Genomic DNA, 23,844 nt, shown 5'->3' with positions numbered 1-23,844 from the left:
GAGGCAGTTCGGCAGGCACCTGCACGATCGCACCTCTCCCGCGCCGAGCGGGTGCCTACGCAGGCCCACGCACACAGAACCCTGCGCAAGAACACGCTCGGCGAACCAGGTGTGCACAACCACACGCTCGACGACGACCGCACCGCACCGCACTGCACCACGCCGAGCGGGTGCCTACGCAGGCCCACGCACACAGAACCCTGCACAAGCACACGCTCGGCGAACCACCCCGTGCACAAGCACACGCTCGGCGGACGCAGGTGGCGGCACACGTGCGCCGAGCGATGGGTTCGGCAGGGCCCACGTGCTGAGGCCTGCCGAACCCATCGCTCGGCGTGGGGGGCGTGGGGGGCGTGGGGGGCGTGCGTGAGAGGCGTGCGTGAGTGCGGGTGGGGCACTCAGGCGTGGGAGGACTGGATGTCCTCCTCGGGGGTGGCCGCCGGACTGCGCACCGAGTCGTGCGCGGAGTAGCGGGCATCGCGTTCGGGATCGTCCGCGGTGGGGTTCTTGTTCAACAACAGGTTCAGCAGGATCGCGGCGATCGCACCGGAGGAGATGCCGGAGTCGAAGATCAGCTGGAACCAGCTCGGAAAGTTCGCGTAGATCTCCGGTTCCACCGTCGGCAACAGCGCGATCCCGATGGACAGCGCCACGATCAGCACGTTCTTGTTGTCCAGGTGCACCCGGGCCAGGGTGCGGATCCCGGAGGCCGCGACCATCCCGAACAGCGCGATCCCGGCGCCGCCGAGCACGGCGCGCGGCACGCCCTCGACCACCGCGGAGATCTTCGGGATCAGGCCGAGCACCAGGAGGATCACCCCGGCCATGGTCGCGACATACCGCGAGCGCACCCCGGTGAGGGAGACCAGTCCCACGTTCTGCGCGAACGCGGTGTAGGGGAAGGTGTTGAACGCGCCGCCCAGCACGGTGCCCAGCCCATCAGCGCGCAGTCCGTCGGCGAGCTGGCGGCGGGTGACGGGCTTGTCCACGATCTCCCCGACCGCGATCATGTCGCCGGTCGTCTCGGTCATGATCACGATCGCCACCACGATCATCGAGAGGATCGAGGCGATCTCGAAGGTCGGCAGGCCGAAGTGGAACGGGGTGACGACGGCGAACCAGCCCGCCTCCCCCACGGCCTCCCAGTTGGTCATCCCGGGCACGAACAACGCGGCGATGGTGCCGAGCACCAGACCGAGCAGCACCGAGACGCGAGCCAGTGCCGGAGGTGCGAAGCGCTCGATGAGCACGATCAGCAGCAGGGTGCCGGCGGCGAAGCCCACGTTGATCGGCAGCGCCCCCGGGGACTCCTCGGTGGCGCCATCGGCGATCCACCCGGCTGCCACACTCATGAGGGAGAGCCCGATGATGAGGATCACGGTGCCGGTGACGATCGGCGGGAAGAACCGCAGGAGTTGGGAGAAGAACGGCGCCACGAGGATCATGAACAGCCCGCAGGCGATCACCGACCCGAAGATCGCGGTGATGCCGTGTTGGTTGCCGATCGCGATCATCGGTCCGACGGCCGCGAAGGTGACGCCCTGCATCAGGGGGAGCCGCACCCCGAAGCGCCAGAACCCGACCGATTGCACGATCGTGGCCACCCCGGCGATGAAGAGATCGGCGCTGATGAGGAACGCCATGTCCTGCGCCGAGTAGCCGAGCGCGCCACCGACGATCAGCGGCACCGCCACGGCACCGGCGTACAGCGCGAGCACGTGCTGCAGACCCAGCGGGAACAGCCGCGCCATCGGGGGTATCGAGTCGACCCCGTTCTCCGCGGCGCGCGCCTTGCGCTTCGCCGCCTTCTCTTCCGCCGTCAGGGTCATGGGCGCTCCCTCGTCGTCGGCTGAACAGCCGAAATGAAACGGGACGCGCGAGGGGCTCTCGCACCGCCCCGTCGTGGTGCCGTTGACGCTAGAGGCCCGATCCGGTCGTCTGGAAGAGACGAAACAGGACTGTTCGCAGGTGTTTACACAGCGTGTGAGGGCGGTCACAAACCGCGCACAACACCCTCAGAGCGACCCACGGAAGTCATCGGCGGCAGCCGGCGCACCGGGGAGGATCTCCGCGAGGTCGTACCCGACGACCTCCTCCAACTGCGCATACGTGCACGAGCGCGGTTCGCGGTCCGGGCGCCACCGCTTGAACTGGGTGGTGTGGCGGAACCGGGTGCCCTCCATGTGGTCATACCCCACCTCCAGCACCCGCTCCGGGCGCAGCGGGGTGAAGGACAGGTCCTTGCCGCCGCTCCAGCGCGACACGGCGCCGGGTTTGCGCCCGCTCTCGTGCGCGGCGGGGTCCGCCCACGCTCCCCACGGGTGGGCGGCCATGGCGTCGGAGTCCTCGACGTCGACCGCCAGCGGGGCGAGCTCAGCGATGAGTTCCGCGCGGCGCGCCTTGGGGAACGAGGCGCTCACGCCCACGAACTGCAGCTCCTCGCCCTCCCACAGCCCGAGCAGCAGGGACCCGAGCAGTGGCGCCTCGGGGGTGGACTCCTTGTGCTCCCGGTACCCGGCGAGCACCACGTCCGCGGTGCGGGCGTGCTTGATCTTCAGCATCGTGCGTTTGCCCGGCGCGTAGGGGGCGTCCAGGGGTTTGGCGATCACGCCGTCCAGCCCCGCGCCCTCGAACTCCGCCAGCCAGCCCTCCGCCTCCCCCGCATCCAACGAGCGAGGCGTGACCTGGACCCGGGGACCGGTGATCGCGAGGTCGTCCAGCGCCGCGAGCCGCTCCCGCAGCGGCTCGCCCGCCAGGTCTCGACCGCCGGCGGCGAGCAGGTCGAACACCACGAGGGTGGCGGGAGCGTGCTCGGCGAGCATCGCCACCCGCGAGGCCGCGGGGTGGATCCGCTGCCCGAGCAGTTCGAAGTCCAGCCGCGAACCCCGCGCGAGCACGATCTCGCCGTCCAGCAGCAGCCCGTCAGCCAGATCCGAGCCCGAGAACTCCTGGGCGACCGCGACCACGACATCGGGGAAGTACCGCGTCATCGGCTTGCCGCTGCGGGAGAAGATCTCCACGCCATCGGCTCCCGCCTGCACGATGGCACGGAACCCGTCCCATTTCGGCTCGTAGGAGAAGGGTCCACCGGCGGCATCCGGCCCGGGCACGCGCGCCACGGGCTTGGCGAGCATGGGCAGCACCGGACTCGCCGGCGTGGGGCTAGAGGCCGGCATGCTCATCCTCCACGAGTGCCACGCCGAGTTGATCTGCCGCGGACTGCAACACGCCCATGACCGCGAGGGAGTCCCGCAGCGGCATGACCTCGGACTCGGTGCGCCCGGCGCGGAGGAGCCGGTTGACCTCATCGAACTCCAGGGCGTAGCCGGCGCCAGTGGGCGGGAGGGACTCCTCGATGCTCTCCTTGCCGGCGCGGTGCAGGATCACGCGGTGCGGGTGGTGGAACCGGGGCGGCAGTTCGATCCACCCGGTGGAGCCGTAGATGCGGGCGTTGCCCGGCATCGGGGAGCGGAAGGAGGTCTGCAGCGTGGCGGTGGCGCCGGATCCGAAGTCGACCAGCAGCCCGGCCTCCGCATCCACGCCGGTGGACAGCAGCGATCCCTTGGCCGTGACACCGACCGGCTCACCGAGCACCATCTGGGCGAAGGAGACCACGTACACCCCGAGGTCGAGCAGGGTGCCGCCGCCGAGTTCGAGGGAGAACAGTCGGTCGTTCGGGTCGAACTCGCGCGAGACACCCAGGTCCGCGGCGACGGCCCGCACCTCGCCGATCGCGCCGTCGGCGATCAGCTCCCGGGCGCGCACCACCGCGGGCTGGAACCTCGTCCACATCGCCTCCATCACCACCGCGTCACGCGAGCGCGCCTCCCCCACCACCCGGCGGGCGCCGGGCAGCGTGGCGGTGAACGCCTTCTCGACCAGCACCGCCTTGTGCTCACGAATCGCGGCGATGGCCTGCGCGGCGTGCTGGGAGTGCGGGGTGGCCACGTACACGGCGTCGATCGCGGGGTCGGCGAGCAGGTCGCGGTAGCTGCCGTGTGCCCGGGCGCCGGGGGCGTGCTCGGCCGCGAAGGCGGCGGCGCGCTGCGCGGAGCGGGAGCCGACTGCGGCGATCACCCCATCGGACACGTGGCCGAAGTCCTTCGCGACGTTGGCGGCAATGCGGCCGGGGCCGAGGATGCCCCATCGGATCGGTTCGCTCATGCCCCCATCCTGCCGCGGGGGCCCGACATCGCGACAGGCCACCGCGACAGGCACCGGGGCGACCGCCCTCAGGCGGCGCGGGTTCCCTCAGGCGGCGCGCTGCACCAGGTCGGCGCTCAGCGGCACGGGGACCTCGCGGCCGTGCGCGAACAGGTCGCCGCCGAAGTGCCCCACCCCCACCCGCGGGGCGCGGGCGAGGGCGGCCCGCACTCGGTGCTGCACCGCGGCGTCGCTCACCTCGAGCGAGACCCGGCCGGGGGCGATGAGCGCGAGGGCAGCGAGGTCCGCGGCCAATGCCTCGGCCTGCCGGGTCGGATCGGCAGGGGCGACGACGATCCGCACCCGGGAGGTCAGCCGCGCCAGACGGGCGGCGCTCGCCGCGGCCCGGGGGCCGGTCAGGCGAAGGGACGCCGCGCCGTCGGGCACTCCTCCGGAGAGCGCCTGCGCCTCCAGTACCTGGGCATGGGCGAGCAGGGCGTGGAGCGGGAGGTCGGCGTCGAGGGAGACGGTGCTGGGGGTGGCGAGCAGAACGGTCATGCGGGCGTCCTCAGTTAGGCGGGAGTTCGGCGGGGCGGGTGCTGGGCGCCCGGTCCGCCTCCGCCGCTAGCGCACGGGGTCGGAACCGGGCCGGGTCATCCGGCTCCGTCGACAACAGCGCATCCGGTGCGCGGCGCTCTCCATGTCCAGGAGACTAGGGCCGCCGCGGCCCGAGCGCCAGCAACCCTGCGCCGTCTCGCATCCCGGACAGACCCCACGGCAACCGCGGCAGACCGCGTGAGAGCGCCCGCCGAATAACGACATGCGCGCATTCCGAAATGCACACATAAGGCATTCCTTACCCGCGAAAAGGAAGGGCTTGCTTTCTATACGCCGCGCAATTCGTGGCGTACATTCCTGGACACGAGGCGCCGCACGGCGCCCCGCCCGACCGAGGAGAAGACCATGAGCACGCTTGCGGAGATGCCGACGGTCGAGTGCGCCGTCGCCGGCTGTTCCTACAACCACGACGGCTGCACGGCTTTCGCCGTCACCATCGACGACGACGCCGACTGCGCCACCTTCATCGAGATCGGCACGCGAGGCGGCCTGGACCGCGTCGTCGCGCAGGTCGGCGCCTGCCAGCGCAGCGAGTGCGCGTTCAACAAGGACCTGGAGTGCACCGCGAGCGCCGTACGCATCGGCCCCGGCGGTGGCACCGCGAACTGCCTGACGTACCAGGCCTGACCCACTAGGCCTGACCCACCAGGCCTGACCCCCCTGGCCACCGACGAACCAGGAACCGCCCGTCTGCCCGCGCGGCCGACTACGGCAACGCGGGCAGACGCGTCTGGAACAGCCACGCCTGGAACAGCGGCCGCAGCGACCGCCCCGCGATCCGCTCGGCGTGCGCGATGAACTCCTCGGTGTCCGCCACCCCGTGGCGCATCTCGTGCGTCCAGCTGCGCACCAGCGCGCGGAAGGTCTTCTCCCCCACGGTGCGGCGCAGCGCGTGCACGGTCAGGGCGCCGCGCTTGTAGATCCGGTCGTCGAACATGTCCACCGCGCCCGGGTCGCCCACGAGGATGTCCTGCGGCAGTCCGGCGAGACGCTTGTGATAATGCTCCGCGAGCGCGTCGGTGCTCTCCGCGCCGCTCGCCTGCGACCACATCCACTCCGAGTAGCAGGCGAATCCCTCGTTCAGCCAGATGTGCCGCCACTGCTTGGGCGTGACGGAGTTGCCGAACCACTGGTGCGCCAGTTCGTGCGCGATCAGCCGGTCCGAGCCGTGGTGCCCGTCGGCGTGGTTGGCGCCGAACGTGGCCATGCCCTGCGCCTCGATCGGGATCTCGAGGTCGTCGTCGGTGATGACCGCCACGTACTTCGCCAGCGGGTAGGGCCCGAAGGCATCCTCGAACAGCGCCATCATCTCCCCGAGCCGGCCGAAGTCGTGCTTGACCCGACGGCGCAGGTGCGGCGGGTAGATCAGCGCGCCCGGGATCCCGCCCAGGTCCACCTGCTCCTCCCGGTAGCGCCCGATCTGCACCGTGGCGAGGTAGGTCGCCGCCGGGATGTCCTGGTAGAAGCGCCAGGTGCGGCGGCCGCCGTGGTCGGTGTGCCCGGCCGGGATCCCGTTGGCCACGACGTGGTAGGCCTTCTCGGTGGTGATGGCCATCCGGTAGCGGGACTTGCGCGCCGGGTGGTCGTTGCAGGGGAACCAGGTGGGGGCGCCGGTGGGCTGGGAGGCCACGAGCGCGCCGTCGGTGAGCTCCTCGAACCCGATCCGACCCCAGCGGCTCTTGCGCGGCGCGGGCTTGCCGGCGTAGTCCACCTCGACCACCAGGTGCGTGCCCGCCACCATGGCCCGGGCGAGCTTCACCCGCAGCCGGGCGTGCTTGTGGCTGTAGGACGCCTTGTGCCCGTTCACCCGGACGGCGCTGACCGCCAGGCCCGCGAGGTCGAGCTCGATGTGGCTCTCCTCGCGCAGCATGATGATCGCGAGCATCGCCTCACCGGCGAGCCGGTTGGTCGCCACCTTGTAGTCCAGCGTGAGGTCGTACATCTCGACCTCGAACACGTCGCTTCCCGCGTCGGGGGTGTAGGGGTCACCGTTGCCGTGGGACTTGGCCATGCGTCGGGGTGCTTCTTTCGGTGTCGTGGATCGTGCTCGTGCGGTTCTGCGGGCGATCGGCCGGGCGGCGATCAGGCGCGCTGGTAGGTGCGCACCCGCACCGCCTGCCAGGGCCCGATCGGGTTCCCACTCCACCGGCTCCCGATCGGCACGTCCTCCCCGCGCATCACGAGGGAGGCCGGACCGACGGTGGCGTGTGCTCCGATGCTAGCCGCCGGGAGGATCACCGAGTGCGGTCCGAGGGTCGCGCCCTCGCCGAGCACCACCGTGTCCACGCTCATCACCCGGTCGTGGAACAGGTGGGTCTGCACCACACAGCCACGGTTCACGGTGGCGCCGTCGCCGAGCGTGACGGCATCCGGCTCCGGCAGCCAGTAGGAGTCGCACCAGGCACCGCGCCCGATGCTGGCCCCGAGGCTGCGCAGCCACACCGCGAGCGCGGGGGTGCCGGCGGCGGCCCGGGCGAACCACGGGGCGGCGAGCATCTCCACGAAGGTGTCGGAGACCTCGGTGCGCCACACGAAGGACGACCACAGCGGATGCTCCCCGGGGCGGATCGGACCCACGATCGCCCACTTCGCGGCCGTGGCGACACCGGCGGCCACGGCCCCGGCCAGCGCCGCGACCAGGCCGGAGAGCAGCACCGTCCACCCCAGCCCGATGTGCTGGGTCAGCCACGCGAGTAGCAGCAGCACGGCCACCCCGAGGGCGCAGGTGAGGATCACCGGGATGATCCGCAGCACCTCCCACGCGGCGCGCAGCACCCGCAGCCGCCCGTCGGGCCGGTAGGTCAGCCGCTCGTCGCCCTGGGTGGGCACGCGGCGCAGCCGCACCGGCGGGGAGCCGAGCCAGGAGGAGCCGGCCTTGGCCTTGGAGGGGGTGACGGACAGCACCGCCACCAGCCCGTCCTTGGGCACCTTGTGGCCGGCGGCCGCCATCCCGGAGTTGCCGAGGAAGGCCCGCTTGCCCACCCGGGCGCGCGCGATCCGCATCCAGCCGCGGCGCAGCTCGTAGGAGGCGACCATCGTGTCGTCGGCGAGGAAGGCGCCGTCGGCGATCCGGCTCATGGAGGGCAGCAGCAGCACGGTGGAGGCCTCCACGTCGCGCCCCACCCTCGCGCCGAGCATGCGCAGCCACACCGGGGTGAACAGGCTGGAGTAGATCGGGAACAGGATCGTGCGGGCGGAGTCCAGCAGCCGCTCGGTGGACCACGCCTGCCAGGCGATGCGGGAGTGCACGGGGTGGTCCCCCTCCGCCAGGCCCAGCGCCAGCAGGCGCACCAGCACGAGCACGAGGCCCCCGAAGGTGAGCCCGACGGCGAGGGTCGCCGGGATCAGCCACGGCGCCATCGCGCCGATCGCCTCGCCGTAGGTGGCGGCGCCGGCCGCCGGGGCCAGGAGGATCAGGGCGCCGACGGCGAAGGCGAGGATCGGCAGCAGCGCGATGCCGACGCTGGCGGCGGCGTAGGCGGCCCACCAGCCCCGGTGCCGCGGCGGCTGGCTGCGGGGCCAGTCGTCCTTCCCGGCACCGATGCGCACCGCGGGCGAACCGCCCCAGGTCTCCTGCGCCGGCACCTTGCCGAACACCGCGGAGGCGGGGGCGAGGGTGACGCCCTTGCCGATCCGCGCGCCCGGCGCGAGGGTGCTGCGCGCCCCGATGCTGGCGTTGGCACCGATCCGGATCCCGCCGACTCGTAGCGTGTCCCCGTCGATCCAGTACCCGGCGAGGTCCACCTCGGGTTCGATGGACGCGCCGTCGTCGATCCGCAGCATCCCGGTGACCGGGGGCAGGGAGTGCAGCACCACGTCCTTGCCGATCGTGGCACCCAGCGCCCGGGCGTAGGGCACCACCCAGGGCGCCCCGGCGAGGCCCACGGCGTCGACCTGCTCGGCGACCTGTTGCGCGATCCACAGCCGCATGTGCACGCTGCCGCCGCGCCGGTAGTCCCCCGGTTGCAGGCCCGCGAGCAGCACCCGCGCGGCGATGACCGCGATCGCCATGCGCCCCCACGGGGTGGCCAGCACCAGGGTGCCGATCAGCAGCGTGGGCCAGGGAAGGGCGGGCAGGAAGGTGAACGACTCCGGGGCCACCGCGCGCAGGATCGCGCTCGCGAGCAGCACCCACAGCAGCCAGCGCACCCCGGACAGGGCCAGCAGCGGCACGGAGGCGAGCGTCTGTCCCACCTGGGTGAGCCGGGGGGTGGGGACGGGCCGGGAGAAGGAGGCCTCGCCGTCGGGAGCGGAGCCCTTCTCGGCGATCATGGCGGCCATCGCGGAGAACCGCGGCCGGTCGTAGATGTCCCCCACCTTCGCCTCGGGCAGGCGGGTGCGGATCCGGGAGACGAGCTGGGCGGCCGTCAGCGAGCCGCCACCGAGGTCGAAGAAATCGGCGTCCAGGTCGGTGACCGGCATGCCGAGCACGTCCTGCCACTGCTGGGCGAGCCAGGCGTGTTCGGGCGGGAGGTTCGACGGCGCATCCTCCTGCGCCCCCGGCAGGGGCCAGGGCAGGGCGTCCTTGTCGACCTTGCCGCTGGTGCGGGTGGGTAGATCGGGCACGACGGCGAGCAGCGGCACCAGCGCGGCGGGCAGCTCCTCGGCGAGGATCGCCCGGGCGGCCTGGCGCTGGAAGTCCTGGTTCACGGTGAGGTAGCCGACCAGCACGGGCGTGCCGGCGGCGCTGCGGCGCACTGCGGCGGCGGCGCCGGAGACCCCGGGGAGGTTCTGCAGGGCGGCCTCCACCTCACCGAGTTCGATGCGCCGTCCGCCGACCTTGACCTGGTCATCGGCCCGGCCCAGGAACACCAGGCCCTCGGCCTCGTTGCGCACCAGGTCCCCGGACCGGTAGGCCCGCTCCCACCCCAGGGTCGGCATCGGCGCGTACTTCTCGGCGTCCTTGGCGGGGTCGAGGTAGCGGGCCAGGCCCACGCCGCCGATGACGAGTTCACCGCTGCCGCCCTCGGGCACCCGGTGACCCTCGGCGTCCACCACCGCGAGCGACCAGCCGGCCAGCGGCAACCCGATGCGTACGGGGGTGGAGCCGTCCAGCGGGGCGGCGCAGGCCACCACCGTGGCCTCGGTGGGGCCGTAGGTGTTCCACACCTCCCGGGTGGGTGAGGCCAGCCGGGCGCCGAGCTCGGGCGGGCACGCCTCGCCGCCGAAGATCAGCAGCCGCACATTCTCCACCGACTCCGCCGGCCACAGCGCGGCCAGGGTCGGGACGGTGGAGACGACGGTGATGGCGCGACGCTGCAGCCACGGCCCGAGGTCCTCACCGCTGCGCACCAGGGCGCGCGGGGCAGGGACCAGGCAGGCGCCGTGGCGCCAGGCGAGCCACATCTCCTCACAGCTCGCGTCGAAGGCGACCGAGAGACCGGCGAGCACCCGGTCGCCCGGGCCGAGCGGGGCGTCCTCCAGGAACAGGCCCGCCTCCGCATCCACGAACGCGGCGGCGTTGCGGTGCGTGACGGCCACGCCCTTGGGAACCCCCGTGGAGCCGGAGGTGAAGATGATCCAGGCGTCCTCCTGCGGTGTGGGCTCCTGCGGGAAGGGCGCCCCGAGGCCGGCGAGGTCCTCGTCGGGGTCCTCGTCCTCGCGCGCGGCCACCAGGGCCTCGGCGGAATCCACGAGGCTGCCCTCGCCGCGCAGCACGGTGCGCACCCCGGCCTCGGAGAAGACCAGGCGTGCCCGCTCGGGCGGGTCGTCGGCGTCCACCGGAACGTAGGCGGCGCCCGCCGCGATCACGGCCAGGATGGAGAGGTAGAGCTCACGGCCACCGGAGGCGATCTGGATGCCGACCCGGTCCCCGCGGCGCACGCCGTCACGGGCCAGCAGGTCGGCGCGGATCCGCAACTGCGCCAGGAGCTCGGCGTAGCTGATGAAGCCGTCCTCGTCCTCGATCGCGGGGGCGTCGGGGTGGCGGCGTGCGCTCTCGCGCAGCACGTCCACCAGGGTGCGCGGCGGCGGGGCGTCGGCGAGGCGGTCCATCGGGTCGCTGGGCACCGGGGTGCTGTCCATCGGGGTCGAACCCGGCACGGGCATCTCCTGGGATCGGCGGTGGGACACGGGGCCGCCGCGCGGGCCCGGCGGCGCGGGGGCGCCCCCGGCATTGTGCCCGAGCCAGGTGAACGGGAGGCGACCACCGGGTTGCCCGGGGGCGCGTGGACGCCGCTCCCGGGCGTAATCTCGAGGCATGACGCAATGGCACGAGGACGTGTTGGGCGCGCCGTACCAGGCACGCACCCTGGCGGTGACGCCGGATGACCCGGGCGCGGCCGAGTCGGACCCTCCCGTGGCCACGCTGGTGCGGCACGGGGCACCCCGTCATCGCGCGGCGGTGCTGTATGTGCACGGGTTCTCGGACTACTTCCTGCAGGCGCACCTCGGCCGGGCGTTCGACTCCGCGGGCCTGGACCTGTACGCCGTGGACCTGCGCCGCTATGGCCGCTCGCGCCGCGGCGACCAGATGTACGGGATGGTGCGTGATCTCGCGGTCTACGACGAGGAGATCAGCGCGGCCATCCAGGTGGCACGTGCCGAGGGGCACGAGCGGGTGGTGCTGCTCGGGCACTCCACGGGGGGCCTGATCAGCACGTTGTTCGCCGCGGACCACCCGGACCTGGTCGACCTGCTCGTGCTGAACAGCCCGTGGTACGACATCAACGATCGCGCGGCTCTGCGCCTGCTCAGCGGTCCCGTGGTCGCGGCGGTCAACAGCCGTGACGCCACGCGTGTGGTCTCCCGGCTCGGCTCGGACTACACCCGGTCGATCCACTCCGACTTCGGCGGGCCGTGGGACTTCTCCCTGGAGTGGAAGCCGCCGGCCGGCTACCCGGTGCGCGCCGGGTTCGTGCACGCCGTGCGCCGCGGGCAACGCCGGGTGCACCGGGGCCTGGACCTGCCGATGCCGGTGCTGATGTGCACCTCCAGCCGCAGCTCCGCCCCCGGACGCCGTCCCACGCCGGAGGACCTGCGCGGCAGCGACACGGTGCTGAACGTGCGCCACATGTGGCGGGAGGTGCCCGGACTGGGACGGGACGTCACGCTGCGCACCGTGCCGGGTGGGATCCACGACCTCGCGCTGTCCGCGGCCGGCCCGCGCACGGACTACCTCGACGCCGTGACGACCTGGACCTCGCAGCGACTGGCTGCGTTCGAGGCGGACGCAGCCTCCCGGTCAACGAGCGCGGACCCGGCGCTCGACTGACGCGCACGCCTTCAGGCAGGCGCCTGGTGACCAGTCGTCTCACACCATGGGACGACACCGCGCCGCACCGCGGGCAAATTCTGCGTAAAGAGATCACCTGGAACAGGATTGCGACGCAGGTGAGGGAGCGGTTCCACACCGGAGTGGTGTTTGGCTACGCCGCCCGCTCCGGCCGAGCCCTGCCACCACCCGAGCCCGGCGCCACAACCCGGCCCCGCGGGTGCTATCGTTCCTATCGCTGGCCCGTCGACCGCCCCCTGCCGACGGGCCAGCCTTATTTTTGCCCGGGCTCCGTTCCTGACCCGGAGCCCCGCCCCCCGGACCGGTCGCCGGCCGTGGCCGTCGGCGGTTGCGAGGCATCGACAGATCGGACATTGGGGTCCGGGTGTCGCGAATAGCCCCCCAACCGCTCATCGCGCACGAACAGCAACGGGACCACCACCGAGGTGCGGTTGCGTACCGCGGACCCGATGCCGTATGCCGCCACGCCCACCAGCACGCCGAGCGAGATGGACACCATCGTCACAGCGGCGCTGATGAGCGAACTGCTCCCTGCGCTCGGATCGGAATCGAGCGCCTGGGTGACCCCGATCAGGCCGAGGGCACCGGGCACCAGTACCCAGAAGGCCGGCAGGAACGAGACGAGAGTCGGGGGTCCGCCGCGCAATGTGGAGGCGTACATCGCCAACGGTGTCATCACCGCGGCCCCCACCAGCGCCGAGACGATGCCGCCGAAGAACACCCCGCCGAGCACCTGACCCGCGTAGGCACTCACGGTCACCACACTCACCCAGGGCATCATGCGCTTGGGCACGCACTGGTACATCTGGACCCCGAGGAGGAAGATCGCCAGGCCCAGCCAGGGGGCCAGGGCGCTCGCCGCGCTGGAGTCGGTGTCGGCGATGCCCTCCGACCGCACCCCCACCAGGTGGCCGGCCGCCGTGATCCCCAACGCGAGCAGGACCAGTTGCATCCCACCAGCGGCGAGTCGTGCCGACCCAGCGATCATCTGCCGGGTGGAGAGGTCGATGAATGCGGTCGTGAGCAGGGCCCCGGGCAGGAACATCACCAGTGGCGGCACGAGCGAGGGCAGGATCGAGATATCGGCGCCCAACCGGATCAGGCCGAACACCGCCGCGGAGACCACGAAGGTGCCCACGAGCACCACCAGCGCCTGCAGTGAGGAGGAGGTGCGCGCGGTGGCGAGCTGCAGGATACCCAGCAGGGCGCCGAGACCAGCGGTGATCACCACCTCCAGCAGGGAACCGCCGAGAATGAGCGAGAGGCCCACGGAATAGACGATGTAGCCCAGCGTCAGGAACCAGGTCGGGTGCGGCGGCGGCTGGTGCGCCACGGCGCGCAGACGCGCCACGGCTTCGGCCGGCGCCAGGGTGCCGCTGCGCGCGCGGTCGGCGACCGTCAACACCTCCCCCACCTGGTCCAACCGGTAGGAGCGCGCACCCGCAGAAGCTGCCACGGTGTAGGTGCGCCGGGCGCCTGGGATCGTCACGAGGATCACGGTGGGTAACGCGATCACCTCCGCCTTCCCGATCCCGTTCACGGCCGCGACCGCCTCGAGGGTTCGCCGCACCTCGGCGACCGGGCTGGCGCAGTCCAGTAGCGCCTCCCCGAGCACGACGAGCAGCGTGGAGACGTCCTGGGCGTGGCCCTCCTCCTCGTCCGTGCCACCCGCATCGCCCGCACCTCTCCCCGTCGCGGCACTCGGGGCAGGGTTGGTGATCGCGCCCGCTGCGAGGGCGGCAGCGCTCACCGTCTCGCTGACCGGTACGGCCTGGGTGTCCGCCACGCTCGGCTGTGGGGCGGTATCCCCGAGCGAGTCGAGAATCTCGGTCGCGTCCTCGGTCACCGCCGCCGCAGCGGCGCCGACCCAGGCGGCCTCCCCGGCCACCTGGGCACCGCCGCCCTCGGCGCGGACGGGCGCCGACCCCCCGTGCGACGCGGGGTCCTCGCCGTCGCGGCTGCGGCGGAAGACCGCGACCCCGATCGCGAGCGCCACGAGCACCGCGGCGGCCAGGACGATCGCCAGGACGGAGACCTCGCTGCGTGAGACCGCCGGCGGGGTGTTCCACACGAACGGCGTGGAGGTCCCCTGGGTCGTGATGCCCTCGCCGGGCGTCACGGTGGCCGTGGGCACCTCGACCTCCTCGCCGGTCTCCTCCTGCGTGGGGTCACCGGTGTCCTCCCCCGTGCCCTGCTCGCCGGGATCCGTGACGGCCGGATCGGTGGCCTCGGTCGGGGACGGCGACGGCGTCTGAGTCGTCTCCCCGGTGGAGGGTGAGGCGGTGGGGTCGGTGGTCTGCGTGGTGGGCGAGTCGGTCGTCGTCGGGGTCGCCGTCTCAGTCGGATCCGGCGTCCCCGAGGTCGGGGTCGGGGACGGGGTCGGGGTCGCCGGGCTCGCGGTGGCGGTTCCGCCCACCGAGGGGGAGGTGAACTCCGAGGCGGATTCGACGAGGTCCGGCGTAGCGGCGAGCAGCCCCACCTCACCGACCTCATCCGGCTTCGTGGCAGCGGCGAACACCGGTATCGGGTCGTTCTGCCCGATCTGTCCACTCTGCCCGGAGGCCAGGACCGGGCCGACGACCTCGGCGTGGAGCGTGACCATGAACGGGACGCTACCCCGTGCACCTTGTGACGGCGCAGAGCGCGTGACGCTCGCCACGCGCTTTGACCGCACCTTTCATCCCCCCCGTACGGCGTGTCTCACCCCTCACAGGTCACAGTTTGATAACATCGTGGGGAGTCGGGCAGCAAGGATGCCGCCGCAGAACGTGCGAACACCGCGAGGGGAGGAGTCATCGTGGTCTCACCACCGCATCCGCATCAGAACGTGCTCACCTGGCGCTGGCTCTGGGCGGCCTGTGCACTCGCCGTCGGCCTGTTCATCGCGCCCTCGGGCTGGGTCGCCTGGTTGGCGGGCCCGGCCGTGATCTTCCTCGGGCTCCTGGGCATCGGCTCGCGTCAGCGATGGGCGCAGCTCGCGATCTGGATCGGCCTCGGGCTCACGATCGGCGCCTTCGCCGGACTCGCCCTGCACGTGGCGCAGGCCGACAGCCTCGCGGTGGAGCGGGGCTGGTCCGTGCACGACTGATCCGGCCACGTTCGCCTGCCGTTCGCCTGCGCCACACCGGCCGTCCGCACGCCGTTGTCCCCCCGGATGCGCGGCGCGCCTAGGCTCGCCGCGTGGCCGAGCCCTCACAGCGTCGCCTGCAGCGCGCGATCGACGCGCTCAGCGCCGTCGAGGACCCCCTGGAGCGTCTGACCCGGGTGCGACTGGCCCGCCAGCGGATGGAGGAACTCGAGCTCGAGCAGATCCGGAGTCTGCGGGAGGCAGGCACACCCTGGCGCACGATCGGCGCGCAGTACGGGCTGACCAAACAAGGTGCGCAGCAGCGGTTCAAGTCCGCACTGAAGGACGACGCCTGACTCTCCGGCCGCCCGCGCTGCGCGGCACACTGGTGACATGACGGACTTCCGCAACTCCTACCGGCACGGGTTCGCCCGCGTGGCCACGGTGACCCATCCGGTGCGGATCGCCGACCCGGCCGCCAATGCCCAGGCGATCCTCGCCCAGGTGCACGACCTGTCGCAGGAGGGGGTCGCCGTCGCCCTGTTCGGGGAGCTCGGCCTGGTCGGGTACGCGATCGAGGACCTCGTTCTGGCCGATGCCGTGCTGGAGGCGACCGAGTCCGCGATCGCCGCCATCGCCGTCGAGAGCGCGGACCTGCTGCCGATGATCGTGGTCGGGGCCCCGCTGCGACACGGCGGCCGGCTGTACAACTGCGCGGTGGTGATCCACCGGGGCGAGGTGCTCGGGGTGGCGCCGAAGTCCCTGCTGCCGACGTATCGGGAGTTCTACGAGCGGCGCTGGTACGCACCCGGGGACGACCAGCGGGGCGGCACGATCACGGTTGCCGGCCGGGAGGTGCCGTTCGGTCCGGATCTGCTCTTCGACGTCGTGGACGTGCCGGGCCTGGTGGTGCACGCGGAGGTGTGCGAGGACTTCTGGGTGCCGATCCCGCCCTCCGCGGAGGCCGCGTTGGCGGGGGCGACCCTCCTGCTGAACCTCTCCGGGAGCCCGATCACGATCGCGCGCGCCGAGGACCGTCACCTCCTCGCCCGCTCCGCCTCGGCGCGGTACCTCGCCGCCTACGCCTACGCCGCCGCGGGCGCCGGGGAGTCCACGAACGAGGTCGCGTGGGACGGGCAGACGATGGTCTACGAGCGCGGCCGATTGCTCGGACAGACCGAGCGTTTCCCGGACGGGCCACGCGCCTGCGTGGTGGACATCGACGCCGCCGGTCTGCGGCGGGAGCGACTGCAGCAGGGCACGTTCGACGACAACCGCCGCACCCACGCCGACCGGGTCTCGGCCTTCCGCCGGATCGAGGTGCGCCTGGACCCGCCCACGGGTGACATCGGGTTGCGCCGCGCGGTGGACCGCTACCCCTTCGTGCCCGACGACGCCGCTCGCCTCGCGCAGGACTGCTACGAGGCGTACTCGATCCAGGTGGCCGGCCTGGAGCAGCGGATGCGCGCCATCGGCAACCCGCGCCTGGTGATCGGGGTCTCTGGCGGGCTCGACTCCACCCACGCGATGCTGGTGGCCGCGCGGGCCGTGGACCGGCTCGGGCTGCCGCGTGAGCACATCCTCGCGGTCACGATGCCGGGCTTCGCCACGAGCGACCACACGAAGTCCAATGCGTGGGCGCTGGGCCGGGCACTCGGGGCGGAGATGCTGGAGATCGACATCACCCCGGCCGCGCGGGAGATGCTCACCAGGATCGGGCACCCGTTCGCGGGCGGTGAGCCGGTGTACGACGTGACGTTCGAGAACGTGCAGGCCGGATTGCGCACCGACTACCTGTTCCGCCTGGCCAACCAGCGCGGTGGGATCGTGGTCGGGACCGGGGACCTCTCGGAGATGGCGCTCGGCTGGTGCACCTACGGGGTGGGCGATCAGATGTCGCACTACGCCGTGAACACCGGGGTGCCCAAGACCCTCATCCAGCACCTGATCCGGTGGGTGATCTCCACCGAGCAGTTCGATGCGAGCACCGATGCCGTGTTGCAGTCCGTGCTGGACACCGAGATCTCCCCCGAGCTGGTGCCGGCGGGGGCCGACGGCGCGGTGCAGTCCACGGAGGCGACAATCGGCCCCTACGCGCTGCACGACTTCGCGCTGCACCACACGGTGCGACTGGGGCGGGCGCCGTCCACGATCGCGTTCCTCGCCGAGCACGCCTGGCGCTCGGCGGAGCACGGCGCGTGGCCGCCGGGATACCCGGAATCGGCGCGGGTGGCCTACCAGTTGCCGGAGATCCGGTACTGGCTGGAGGTGTTCCTGAAGCGGTTCTTCGGGTTCTCCCAGTTCAAGCGCACCGCGATCCCGAACGGGCCGAAGGTCTCTCCCGCGGGCGCGCTCTCGCCGCGCGGGGACTGGCGGGCACCCTCGGACGGGAACGCCACTGTGTGGCTCGCTGAGCTCGCGGCGGCGCTGGACGGCGTGGCGCAGGCCGAGCGGCCCTCCGCCTCCCCCTGATCCGCGAGGCAGTTCTGCAGGCACCGCGAGGTGGTTCTGCAGGTGGGCGGCCTGCAGAACCACCTCGCGGTGCCTGCAGAACCGCCTCGCGAAGGAGGGTCAGTCGGTGCGCGCGGGCAGGGCGCCGTGCGCGAGGTGGGCGCGCTCACCGTCGCGGTCGAAGATCGTGAGGATCTCCGCCGTCCCGCCGTGCGCCTCGATGCGGTGCGGCTCCATGCAGGAGAACTCGGCGGCCTGCCCGACCTCGACGTCGATGAGCCGTTCCCCCAGGCTGAGCCGGATCGTGCCGCTGAGCACGGTGAACCACTCCCGCCCGGGGTGCACCCGCGGCATAGGGTCCCGCTCGAGCTGCTCAGGGGTGGGGGGCTCGATCCGCATCTTCGCCACGGTGACGCCGCGCGCATCGCTCTCCCGCGACAGCAGCCAGGCGGTGCGACCCTCCATCACCTCCGGCTCGGGGCGGATGACCACGTCCTCGTCGCCGGCGGGCTCCACCAAAGCGTCCAGGCTCGTGCCGAGCGCCCGGGCGATCGTCACGAGTTGGTCCAGCCCGACCCGCCGCTGCCCCGTCTCGATCCGGCTGAGGCTGGAGGCACTCATGAAGCACCGGGAGGCGAGGGCGTCCAGGGTCCAGCCGCGAGCAAGCCGCAGCCCACGGATGCGGTGGCGGACCAGGGAGTCGAGCGGATCGTCTTGCGCCATACGCAGGAGTCTATGCCCCAGGCGCAGGAGCCTGCGCCCCGGGTGCGGGCGGCAGGGCGAGGTGGACGACGGCGCCCGGCACCGGAACGCGCACCAGTCGCCACCCCTCGGCCTCGGCTCGGGCGACCATCGCGGCGGCCTCGCCCGGACCGGCGAGGTGGGCGACGCCATCGCCGGTCGCCTTCGCGATCGCCTCGGCCTTCGTCCACGCCACCAGGTCCGCGCCGTCCGGACCGGGCGGGAACTCGCCGTCCACGCCCAGGCGGCACACGACGGCGAGGGGTGCCACCGCGGCGATCGTCACCGGGCCGAGGTGGCTGAGGCCGGCGACCAGCGGGAGATCGGGGAAGGTCGGGCGCCCGTGCTCGCGGCCGCACCGGGGGCAGCCGGCGTCGATGCGCACGGGTGCATCGGGGGCTAGTGCGCCCACCCGACGTGCGAGCGTGCGCACCAGGTGCCGGCCGAGCAGCAGGCGGTCGGCGCGCGCATCGTTCAGTTCCTCCAGGCGCTCCCGCTCCTCCGCGCCCAGGTCGGCCACGGCGCTGGCACGCACCCCGTCCACCGCGGCGAGGGGCGCCCAGGCAAGGTGGACGCCGTCGACCACGGTCTCCCCGGCACGGATCACGCTGTGAGGGTACGTGCCTACAGGCGGGCGTAGCGGGCGCGCGCGAAGGCGTAGAGCCCGTAGGCCGCGAACCCCACGCCCACGGCGGCCACGATGATCGGGCCACCGGGCAGGTCGCGCAGTGAGGAGATGGCGCCGTCCAGGCCCTGCGCCTCGTCCGGGTCGGCCTGCCAGGCCGCGACGGCGAACAGCACCCCGATGACGGCGAGCGCCAGGCCCTTCGCGACGTAGCCGACCGTCCCCAGGATCCTCACGCCGCGCCCGAGTTCGCCGCCGGGGGCGGCGCGCAGGTCCTCGAGGAACGTCTGCCGCGCGCCCTTGATCACGTGCCAGACGCCCGCAGCGAGCACGCCGACGCCGATCCCGCCCACGAGCACGCGGCCCGCGGGTGCCTGCATGAGGGTGCCGGCGAAGCCCTGGGCGGAGCTGTCCCCGGAGCCGCCACCCGCGCCGAGCACGATCGAGGCGGCGAGGAAGGCGAGCGCGAGGTACACCACGCCGTTGCCGAGGGACTTCACGGTCTCCTTGGCGTCGGCGCCCGAGCCGAACGCGGCCGCGATCTTCCACGCCGCGAGCGCGAGGAAGGCGACGGCGATCACCCACAGCAGGATCGCCCCGAGTGGCGCCTGGGCGAGCTGGCGCAGCGCGCCCTGCTGGTCGGCGTCCTGACCGGAGGAGGAGCCGACGGCGATCCGCACGATGGCGAAGCCGATCAGCAGGTGCAGCACACCGAGGGCGACGAACCCGGCGCGAGCGAGGCGCTCCCAGACAGTTCCGGCGGCATCGGCGGCGTCGGAGGCGTCGGGCCGGGAGGTCGCGGAGTCGGACATGCCTCCAGCGTGACACCGCACCCCTCGTGGGCGGCAGGGGTGGGCGAGAACTGCCTCGCGGTGCCTGCAGAACTGCCTCGCGGTGCCTGCAGAACTGCCTCGCGTCAGTTCTTGCCTGATCCGCAAGAGGTGCTGACCCTGCCGCACGGCGGTCCTATCGTGGGCAGCATGACGCGGCCCTCGAGCCCCACCACCAACCATTCCGCCACCGCCCCGGCCACCGACCCCGCCACCTCTGTGGACGTCGCGATCGTCGGCGGCGGCCCTGCCGGGATCGCCGCCGCCGTCGCGCTCGGGCGCAGCCTGCGCACGGTGACCGTGATCGATGCCGGGCAGGCGCGCAACGCACCCTCCGCGCACGCGCACAACGTATTGGGCCACGAGGGCCGCAGCCCGATGGAGATCCGCGCCGCCGGCCGCGCGGAGGCCGAGGGCTACGGCGCCACCTTCCGCGCCACCTCCGTCACCGACGTGGAGGGCACCGGCAGCGACGCCGACCCCGCCTTCACCCTCACGCTCGCCGACGGCGCCACGCTGACCGCCCGCCGCCTGCTGCTGGCCAGCGGCCTGGTCGATGAGTTGCCCGCCATCCCCGGCGTCCGCGAGGGCTGGGGACGCACCGTGCTGCACTGCCCGTACTGCCACGGGTACGAGGTGCGCGGGCAGCGCGTCGGCGTGCTGGGCACCTCGCCCAACAGCCTCCACCAGGCCCTGCTCTTCCGGCGGCTCACGCCGCACGTCACGCTCTTCCGCCACGGCCTGGAGCTGACCGAGGAGCAGTGGGAGCAACTCGCCGCCCTCGGCGTGGAGGTGGTGGACGGCGAGATCGCGACCCTGCACCACCCCACCGAGGACACCTGCGCGGTGGAGCTCGCGACCGGGCAGCGCTTCACCCTGGACGCCGCGGTGGTGGGCGGGCGCATGCTGGCCCGCGGCGAGCTGTTCACCCGGCTCGGCGGCACCATGACCGAGCACCCCTTCGGGGAGTTCATCGCCACGCAGGACGCCCGGGGCGCCACCGCCGTGCCCGGGGTGTATGCGGCGGGGAACGCCACCGACCTGGCGGCGATGGTCATCGCCTCGGCCGCGGCCGGGATGATGGCCGGCGCCGGCATCAACGCCGAGCTCGTGATGACGGACGCCGCCGGGGCCGTGGCCGCGCGCCGCTGAGGCTCAGGGCTTCTCGCCGCGCGCGAGCTTGGCCACCATGCGCTGCGCCGCACGCTCCCGGCCACCCGGGGTGGTCTGCGTGCGCGTGCGGAAGAGCACCGCAAATCGCTCGCTCGCGGTGAGTGCCTCCAGGAAGGCGGCCGCGGCCGGGTCTGCGGCGAGCGCCGCGGCCATCTCCGCGGAGGGTTCGATGGTGGCGGAGCCGCCGTAGGCGGCGTCCCACCGGCCGTCGGCCCGGGCGCGCTCGACCTCCGCGCGGCCACGATCGCGCATCCGGCCCTGCTCCTCGAGCCGGGCGATGTGCCCCACGTTGCGCGCCGACCAGATGCTGCGCGCACGGCGCGGGGTGAAGCGCTGGTGGTAGGTGCCCTCGTCGCGCTTGAGGGTCTGCCCGTCGATCCACCCCGAGCACAGCGCCTCCTCCAGGGCCTCGGCGTAGCGCAGCGAGGTGGGGCTGGTGGTGCCCTTCTTGGCCAGAACGAGCCACACGCCGTCGTGCACCGACTCGTGGGTGTCCAACCAGGTGCGCCAGGCTGCGGCGTCGGGCAGGATCAGGATCTCCATCTCGCTCACGCGCCCACTATGGCAGCCGTCTCGGCAGCGGATGCGCGCGGGAGCGCTTCCGCCTATGCTTCGCCTGGTAGATCCCCCATGTTCGTTAGGACCCCCCTCATGACCGAGTTCTGGCACTTCCTGCTGCTCACTCTCCAGATCTTCATCCTCATCGCGTTCCTGATGGTGCTGTTCCAGATCATCGTCGACCTCTTCTCCGACAAGAAGATGGGCGGCTGGGGCAAGGCGCTGTGGATCGTCCTGCTGATCGTCTTCCCGATCCTCGGCGCGCTGATCTACCTGATCGCGCGTGGCCGTGGCATGAACGAGCGCCGCCTCGCCGCCGCGCAGGAGGCCCAGGCCGCGACCCAGGAGTACATCCGCAACAGCGCCCGCCAGGGCAGCGCCACCGAGCTCGCCGCCGCCAAGCAGCTGCTGGACTCCGGGACCATCACCCAGGAGGAGTTCGACCGCATCAAGGCGCAGGTGGTCGGCGCCTGACGCCACCCCGCTCCGCGCGACGCGCCCCCGCCACCTCGGCGGGGGCGCGTTCTGCTTTCTCGGCAGGGATCGGATCCGACCTGTAATCCTGGCCGCCCTGACGCAAGAGACGGGGTGAGGAGGTCGAGGATGACGACAGAGACAACGCGCGACCGGGAGTGGCTGCGGGACCTGTGGCGCACACACGCCGACGCCGTGCAGCGTTACGTCCAGCGGCGGACGCCGTGGTTGCCGGCCGAGGACCTCACCAGCGAGACCTTCCTCGTGGCCTGGAGACGGCGCGAGGACGTCCCTCAGGACGCCTTGCCGTGGCTGCTCGCCACCGTCCGCAACCACATCGGGACCGCGCTGCGTGCCGGGGACAGGCAACGCGAGATGCTCGCCACCCTGGGCCACGAGGCCCGGTCCGAGGCGGTGCACGACGGCGATCCCGCCCGGCGTCTGGCACTCTCCGACGCCTGGGGCACGCTCCCAGAGGACGCCCGGGAGGTGCTCACTCTCATCGCCTGGGACGGTCTGACCAACGACCAGGCCGGTGCGGTGCTCGGCATCTCCGGCGGAACCTTCGCGGTGCGGCTGCACCGGGCTCGCGCTCGACTCGAGAAGTCCATGCAGGAGGCACCCGATGAGGTGCCCGACTCACGGGAGGTGCACCATGACTGACGCGATGGAGTTGCTACGCGACCTGGATCCAGCGCCAGAAGGAGAGTCGACGGCGCGGGCGATCGGCGCCGATGACGCCGCGTTCGCCGCGCTCTGGTCCCGGATCGAGCACGAGCAGCAGTCCGCCGGCGATCGGGGCACATCGGGAGACCTTTGCCGGACCCGCCGCCGCAGGTGGTCCCTCGCCGGGCTCGGCCTGGCCGCCGCGGTGACCGGTGCCGTCGTCCTGTGGCCCTCCGGGCCGACCGCACCGGTGGCGCATGCCGGATGGGTTCCCGACCCTGCCCCTGTAGCGGCATCCGACCTCTCCGCGTGGGCCGAGTACGCCTGCGCGGCCGACCGTTCACAGGACGGGATCGACCGAGGCGGCGCCACACACCCCGACCCACCGCGAGTGGACGACCTGCAGCCTGTGGCCGCCGAGCAGCGCGGCGAGGCGGTGCTCGTGCTCTCCGCCGGGAGTGAGGCGTGGAGCACCTGCCTCACGGCGGAGTCCGGCTGGGGCGGCATGCGTGCGACCACTCGCCTCACCGACCTCGACACGGGCGAGACCATCGGGAACTGGCATCTCAGTCAGGCGACGCACCACGCCGCTGCGGGACAACCGGGATTCGCATGGGACGCCGTGGTCTTCGGGGCACAGGTCGCCGACGACGTCGAGCGGGTGGTTCTCACCCTCGGCTCCGGGTTCGAGGTCGATGCCACGGTGGCCGAGGGGTTCGCCCTGGCGTGGTGGCCCCAGGAGGGCTCCGGCGCCGAGTCTGTCGACGCGGTCGCCATCACCCTCATCGACGAGTCCGGGGCGGTTGTCGAGGAGATCAAGATCCCGGCAGTCCCGTCGCAGTAGGGTGCGCGTCAGCACCGACCGAGCGACCAGAGGACCGAGGAGACGACGATGACCCGGCACCGCATCTACGACACGAGCTTCGCCAGCATCTATCCGCACTACGTGACCAAGGTGGAGAAGAAGGACCACACGGTCGCCGAGTTGCATCAGGTGCTGACGTGGCTGACGGGGTACGACGACGAGGGGCTGGCCGAGGCCAATGCCGACGAGCGCACCATGGAGGAGTTCTTCGCGCAGGCCCCGGCGATGAACCCGCACGCCGACCTCATCACCGGCGTGATCTGCGGGGTGCGGGTGGAGGAGATCTCCGACCCGCTGATGCAGCAGATCCGTTGGATGGACAAGCTCGTGGACGAGGTGGCCCGCGGCAAGAAGATGACCTCGATCCTGCGCGAGCCGAAGGGCTGAGTCAGCCCCAGG

The 23,844-nt window shown here is 72.4% G+C and carries 21 protein-coding genes; 10 read left to right on the top strand and 11 right to left on the bottom strand.

Annotation, left to right across the window (positions count from 1 at the left end):
- Window positions 1-398: 398 nt before the first annotated feature.
- The 4 genes from ATL40_RS01410 to ATL40_RS01395 all read right to left on the bottom strand — a co-directional run bounded on the left by ATL40_RS01410 (window position 399) and on the right by ATL40_RS01395 (window position 4,701).
- Window positions 399-1,829 carry a nucleobase:cation symporter-2 family protein gene (locus tag ATL40_RS01410; RefSeq protein ID WP_098467984.1) on the bottom strand — a complete coding sequence of 477 codons (1,431 nt, stop codon included), beginning with the start codon at window positions 1,827-1,829 and terminating at the stop codon, window positions 399-401.
- 186 nt (window positions 1,830-2,015) lie between these two features.
- Window positions 2,016-3,182 (bottom strand): ATP-dependent DNA ligase, encoded by a 1,167-nt coding sequence (locus ATL40_RS01405; RefSeq protein WP_098467983.1) that lies wholly within the window; start codon window positions 3,180-3,182, stop codon window positions 2,016-2,018.
- On the bottom strand, window positions 3,163-4,164 hold the full coding sequence (locus tag ATL40_RS01400; RefSeq protein WP_098467982.1) for a Gfo/Idh/MocA family protein: 1,002 nt from the start codon (window positions 4,162-4,164) through the stop codon (window positions 3,163-3,165). The genes ATL40_RS01405 and ATL40_RS01400 overlap by 20 nt, the downstream gene beginning before the upstream one ends.
- A gap of 87 nt (window positions 4,165-4,251) precedes the next feature.
- Window positions 4,252-4,701 carry a hypothetical protein gene (locus ATL40_RS01395; RefSeq protein WP_098467981.1) on the bottom strand — a complete coding sequence of 150 codons (450 nt, stop codon included), beginning with the start codon at window positions 4,699-4,701 and terminating at the stop codon, window positions 4,252-4,254.
- Window positions 4,702-5,106: 405 nt separating this feature from the next.
- Here ATL40_RS01395 and ATL40_RS01390 point away from each other — a divergent pair, with 405 nt between their 5' ends.
- Window positions 5,107-5,388, top strand: coding sequence for a DUF1540 domain-containing protein (locus tag ATL40_RS01390; RefSeq protein WP_098467980.1), 282 nt, complete (start codon window positions 5,107-5,109; stop codon window positions 5,386-5,388).
- Window positions 5,389-5,467: 79 nt separating this feature from the next.
- On the opposite strand, the gene ATL40_RS01385 is transcribed toward ATL40_RS01390, so the two are convergent.
- On the bottom strand, window positions 5,468-6,772 hold the full coding sequence (locus ATL40_RS01385; RefSeq protein WP_098467979.1) for a M1 family metallopeptidase: 1,305 nt from the start codon (window positions 6,770-6,772) through the stop codon (window positions 5,468-5,470).
- Between the two features lie 71 nt (window positions 6,773-6,843).
- Entirely contained in the window at window positions 6,844-10,785 is a 3,942-nt protein-coding gene (locus ATL40_RS01380) for a Pls/PosA family non-ribosomal peptide synthetase (protein WP_245867184.1), read from the bottom strand.
- A gap of 175 nt (window positions 10,786-10,960) precedes the next feature.
- Between ATL40_RS01380 and ATL40_RS01375 the strand changes: the two genes are divergently transcribed.
- Complete coding sequence (locus ATL40_RS01375) at window positions 10,961-11,974, top strand: alpha/beta hydrolase (RefSeq protein WP_098467977.1); 1,014 nt, start codon at window positions 10,961-10,963, stop codon at window positions 11,972-11,974.
- Window positions 11,975-12,248: 274 nt separating this feature from the next.
- Here the strand turns inward: ATL40_RS01375 and ATL40_RS01370 are convergent, their stop codons facing one another.
- The gene (locus ATL40_RS01370) at window positions 12,249-14,597 is read right to left on the bottom strand and encodes a threonine/serine exporter family protein (protein WP_098467976.1); all 2,349 of its coding nucleotides are present in this window, start codon (window positions 14,595-14,597) and stop codon (window positions 12,249-12,251) included.
- 195 nt (window positions 14,598-14,792) lie between these two features.
- On the opposite strand from ATL40_RS01370, the gene ATL40_RS01365 reads away from it, so the two are divergent.
- The 3 genes from ATL40_RS01365 (at window position 14,793) to ATL40_RS01355 (ending at window position 17,534) form a co-directional block, all read left to right on the top strand.
- Entirely contained in the window at window positions 14,793-15,083 is a 291-nt protein-coding gene (locus tag ATL40_RS01365; RefSeq protein WP_098467975.1) for a hypothetical protein, read from the top strand.
- A gap of 92 nt (window positions 15,084-15,175) precedes the next feature.
- Window positions 15,176-15,418: a hypothetical protein gene (locus ATL40_RS01360; RefSeq protein WP_098467974.1), complete on the top strand. Its 243-nt coding sequence runs from the start codon at window positions 15,176-15,178 to the stop codon at window positions 15,416-15,418.
- Between the two features lie 37 nt (window positions 15,419-15,455).
- Window positions 15,456-17,534: an NAD(+) synthase gene (locus ATL40_RS01355; protein WP_098467973.1), complete on the top strand. Its 2,079-nt coding sequence runs from the start codon at window positions 15,456-15,458 to the stop codon at window positions 17,532-17,534.
- Between the two features lie 99 nt (window positions 17,535-17,633).
- Here the strand turns inward: ATL40_RS01355 and ATL40_RS01350 are convergent, their stop codons facing one another.
- The 3 genes from ATL40_RS01350 to ATL40_RS01340 are packed head-to-tail and all read right to left on the bottom strand — an operon-like array spanning window position 17,634 to window position 19,691.
- Window positions 17,634-18,236, bottom strand: a complete 603-nt coding sequence (locus ATL40_RS01350; RefSeq protein WP_098467972.1) for a helix-turn-helix domain-containing protein — start codon at window positions 18,234-18,236, stop codon at window positions 17,634-17,636.
- 10 nt (window positions 18,237-18,246) lie between these two features.
- Window positions 18,247-18,861 carry a 4'-phosphopantetheinyl transferase family protein gene (locus tag ATL40_RS01345; protein WP_098467971.1) on the bottom strand — a complete coding sequence of 205 codons (615 nt, stop codon included), beginning with the start codon at window positions 18,859-18,861 and terminating at the stop codon, window positions 18,247-18,249.
- A gap of 17 nt (window positions 18,862-18,878) precedes the next feature.
- Window positions 18,879-19,691: a DUF1206 domain-containing protein gene (locus tag ATL40_RS01340; protein WP_098467970.1), complete on the bottom strand. Its 813-nt coding sequence runs from the start codon at window positions 19,689-19,691 to the stop codon at window positions 18,879-18,881.
- Between the two features lie 168 nt (window positions 19,692-19,859).
- Here ATL40_RS01340 and ATL40_RS01335 point away from each other — a divergent pair, with 168 nt between their 5' ends.
- Window positions 19,860-20,861 carry an NAD(P)/FAD-dependent oxidoreductase gene (locus ATL40_RS01335; RefSeq protein WP_098467969.1) on the top strand — a complete coding sequence of 334 codons (1,002 nt, stop codon included), beginning with the start codon at window positions 19,860-19,862 and terminating at the stop codon, window positions 20,859-20,861.
- A 3-nt stretch (window positions 20,862-20,864) separates the two neighbouring features.
- On the opposite strand, the gene ATL40_RS01330 is transcribed toward ATL40_RS01335, so the two are convergent.
- Window positions 20,865-21,425 (bottom strand): YdeI/OmpD-associated family protein, encoded by a 561-nt coding sequence (locus ATL40_RS01330; protein WP_098467968.1) that lies wholly within the window; start codon window positions 21,423-21,425, stop codon window positions 20,865-20,867.
- Between the two features lie 108 nt (window positions 21,426-21,533).
- Between ATL40_RS01330 and ATL40_RS01325 the strand changes: the two genes are divergently transcribed.
- The 4 genes from ATL40_RS01325 (at window position 21,534) to ATL40_RS01310 (ending at window position 23,832) form a co-directional block, all read left to right on the top strand.
- Window positions 21,534-21,914, top strand: coding sequence for an SHOCT domain-containing protein (locus tag ATL40_RS01325; RefSeq protein ID WP_098467967.1), 381 nt, complete (start codon window positions 21,534-21,536; stop codon window positions 21,912-21,914).
- Window positions 21,915-22,043: 129 nt separating this feature from the next.
- The gene (locus tag ATL40_RS01320; protein WP_098467966.1) at window positions 22,044-22,577 is read left to right on the top strand and encodes an RNA polymerase sigma factor; all 534 of its coding nucleotides are present in this window, start codon (window positions 22,044-22,046) and stop codon (window positions 22,575-22,577) included.
- Complete coding sequence (locus tag ATL40_RS01315; protein WP_098467965.1) at window positions 22,570-23,424, top strand: serine/threonine-protein kinase; 855 nt, start codon at window positions 22,570-22,572, stop codon at window positions 23,422-23,424. The genes ATL40_RS01320 and ATL40_RS01315 overlap by 8 nt, the downstream gene beginning before the upstream one ends.
- Window positions 23,425-23,472: 48 nt before the next feature.
- Complete coding sequence (locus ATL40_RS01310) at window positions 23,473-23,832, top strand: DUF2200 domain-containing protein (RefSeq protein ID WP_098467964.1); 360 nt, start codon at window positions 23,473-23,475, stop codon at window positions 23,830-23,832.
- Window positions 23,833-23,844 lie beyond the last annotated feature (12 nt).

This window comes from Serinibacter salmoneus (genome assembly GCF_002563925.1).
Lineage (GTDB): Bacteria > Actinomycetota > Actinomycetes > Actinomycetales > Beutenbergiaceae > Serinibacter > Serinibacter salmoneus.
This window is presented reverse-complemented; position numbering and strand designations above follow the sequence as displayed.

Excerpts from the sequence above, each read along its gene's own strand:
- ATL40_RS01410 (WP_098467984.1), bottom strand. The coding sequence starts at position 1,829 with ATGACCCTGACGGCGGAAGAGAAGGCGGCGAAGCGCAAGGCGCGCGCC.
- ATL40_RS01405 (WP_098467983.1), bottom strand. The coding sequence starts at position 3,182 with ATGAGCATGCCGGCCTCTAGCCCCACGCCGGCGAGTCCGGTGCTGCCC.
- ATL40_RS01400 (WP_098467982.1), bottom strand. The coding sequence starts at position 4,164 with ATGAGCGAACCGATCCGATGGGGCATCCTCGGCCCCGGCCGCATTGCC.
- ATL40_RS01395 (WP_098467981.1), bottom strand. The coding sequence starts at position 4,701 with ATGACCGTTCTGCTCGCCACCCCCAGCACCGTCTCCCTCGACGCCGAC.
- ATL40_RS01390 (WP_098467980.1), top strand. The coding sequence starts at position 5,107 with ATGAGCACGCTTGCGGAGATGCCGACGGTCGAGTGCGCCGTCGCCGGC.
- ATL40_RS01385 (WP_098467979.1), bottom strand. The coding sequence starts at position 6,772 with ATGGCCAAGTCCCACGGCAACGGTGACCCCTACACCCCCGACGCGGGA.
- ATL40_RS01380 (WP_245867184.1), bottom strand. The coding sequence starts at position 10,785 with ATGGACAGCACCCCGGTGCCCAGCGACCCGATGGACCGCCTCGCCGAC.
- ATL40_RS01375 (WP_098467977.1), top strand. The coding sequence starts at position 10,961 with ATGACGCAATGGCACGAGGACGTGTTGGGCGCGCCGTACCAGGCACGC.
- ATL40_RS01370 (WP_098467976.1), bottom strand. The coding sequence starts at position 14,597 with ATGGTCACGCTCCACGCCGAGGTCGTCGGCCCGGTCCTGGCCTCCGGG.
- ATL40_RS01355 (WP_098467973.1), top strand. The coding sequence starts at position 15,456 with ATGACGGACTTCCGCAACTCCTACCGGCACGGGTTCGCCCGCGTGGCC.
- ATL40_RS01350 (WP_098467972.1), bottom strand. The coding sequence starts at position 18,236 with ATGGCGCAAGACGATCCGCTCGACTCCCTGGTCCGCCACCGCATCCGT.
- ATL40_RS01340 (WP_098467970.1), bottom strand. The coding sequence starts at position 19,691 with ATGTCCGACTCCGCGACCTCCCGGCCCGACGCCTCCGACGCCGCCGAT.
- ATL40_RS01335 (WP_098467969.1), top strand. The coding sequence starts at position 19,860 with ATGACGCGGCCCTCGAGCCCCACCACCAACCATTCCGCCACCGCCCCG.
- ATL40_RS01330 (WP_098467968.1), bottom strand. The coding sequence starts at position 21,425 with ATGGAGATCCTGATCCTGCCCGACGCCGCAGCCTGGCGCACCTGGTTG.
- ATL40_RS01325 (WP_098467967.1), top strand. The coding sequence starts at position 21,534 with ATGACCGAGTTCTGGCACTTCCTGCTGCTCACTCTCCAGATCTTCATC.
- ATL40_RS01320 (WP_098467966.1), top strand. The coding sequence starts at position 22,044 with ATGACGACAGAGACAACGCGCGACCGGGAGTGGCTGCGGGACCTGTGG.
- ATL40_RS01315 (WP_098467965.1), top strand. The coding sequence starts at position 22,570 with ATGACTGACGCGATGGAGTTGCTACGCGACCTGGATCCAGCGCCAGAA.
- ATL40_RS01310 (WP_098467964.1), top strand. The coding sequence starts at position 23,473 with ATGACCCGGCACCGCATCTACGACACGAGCTTCGCCAGCATCTATCCG.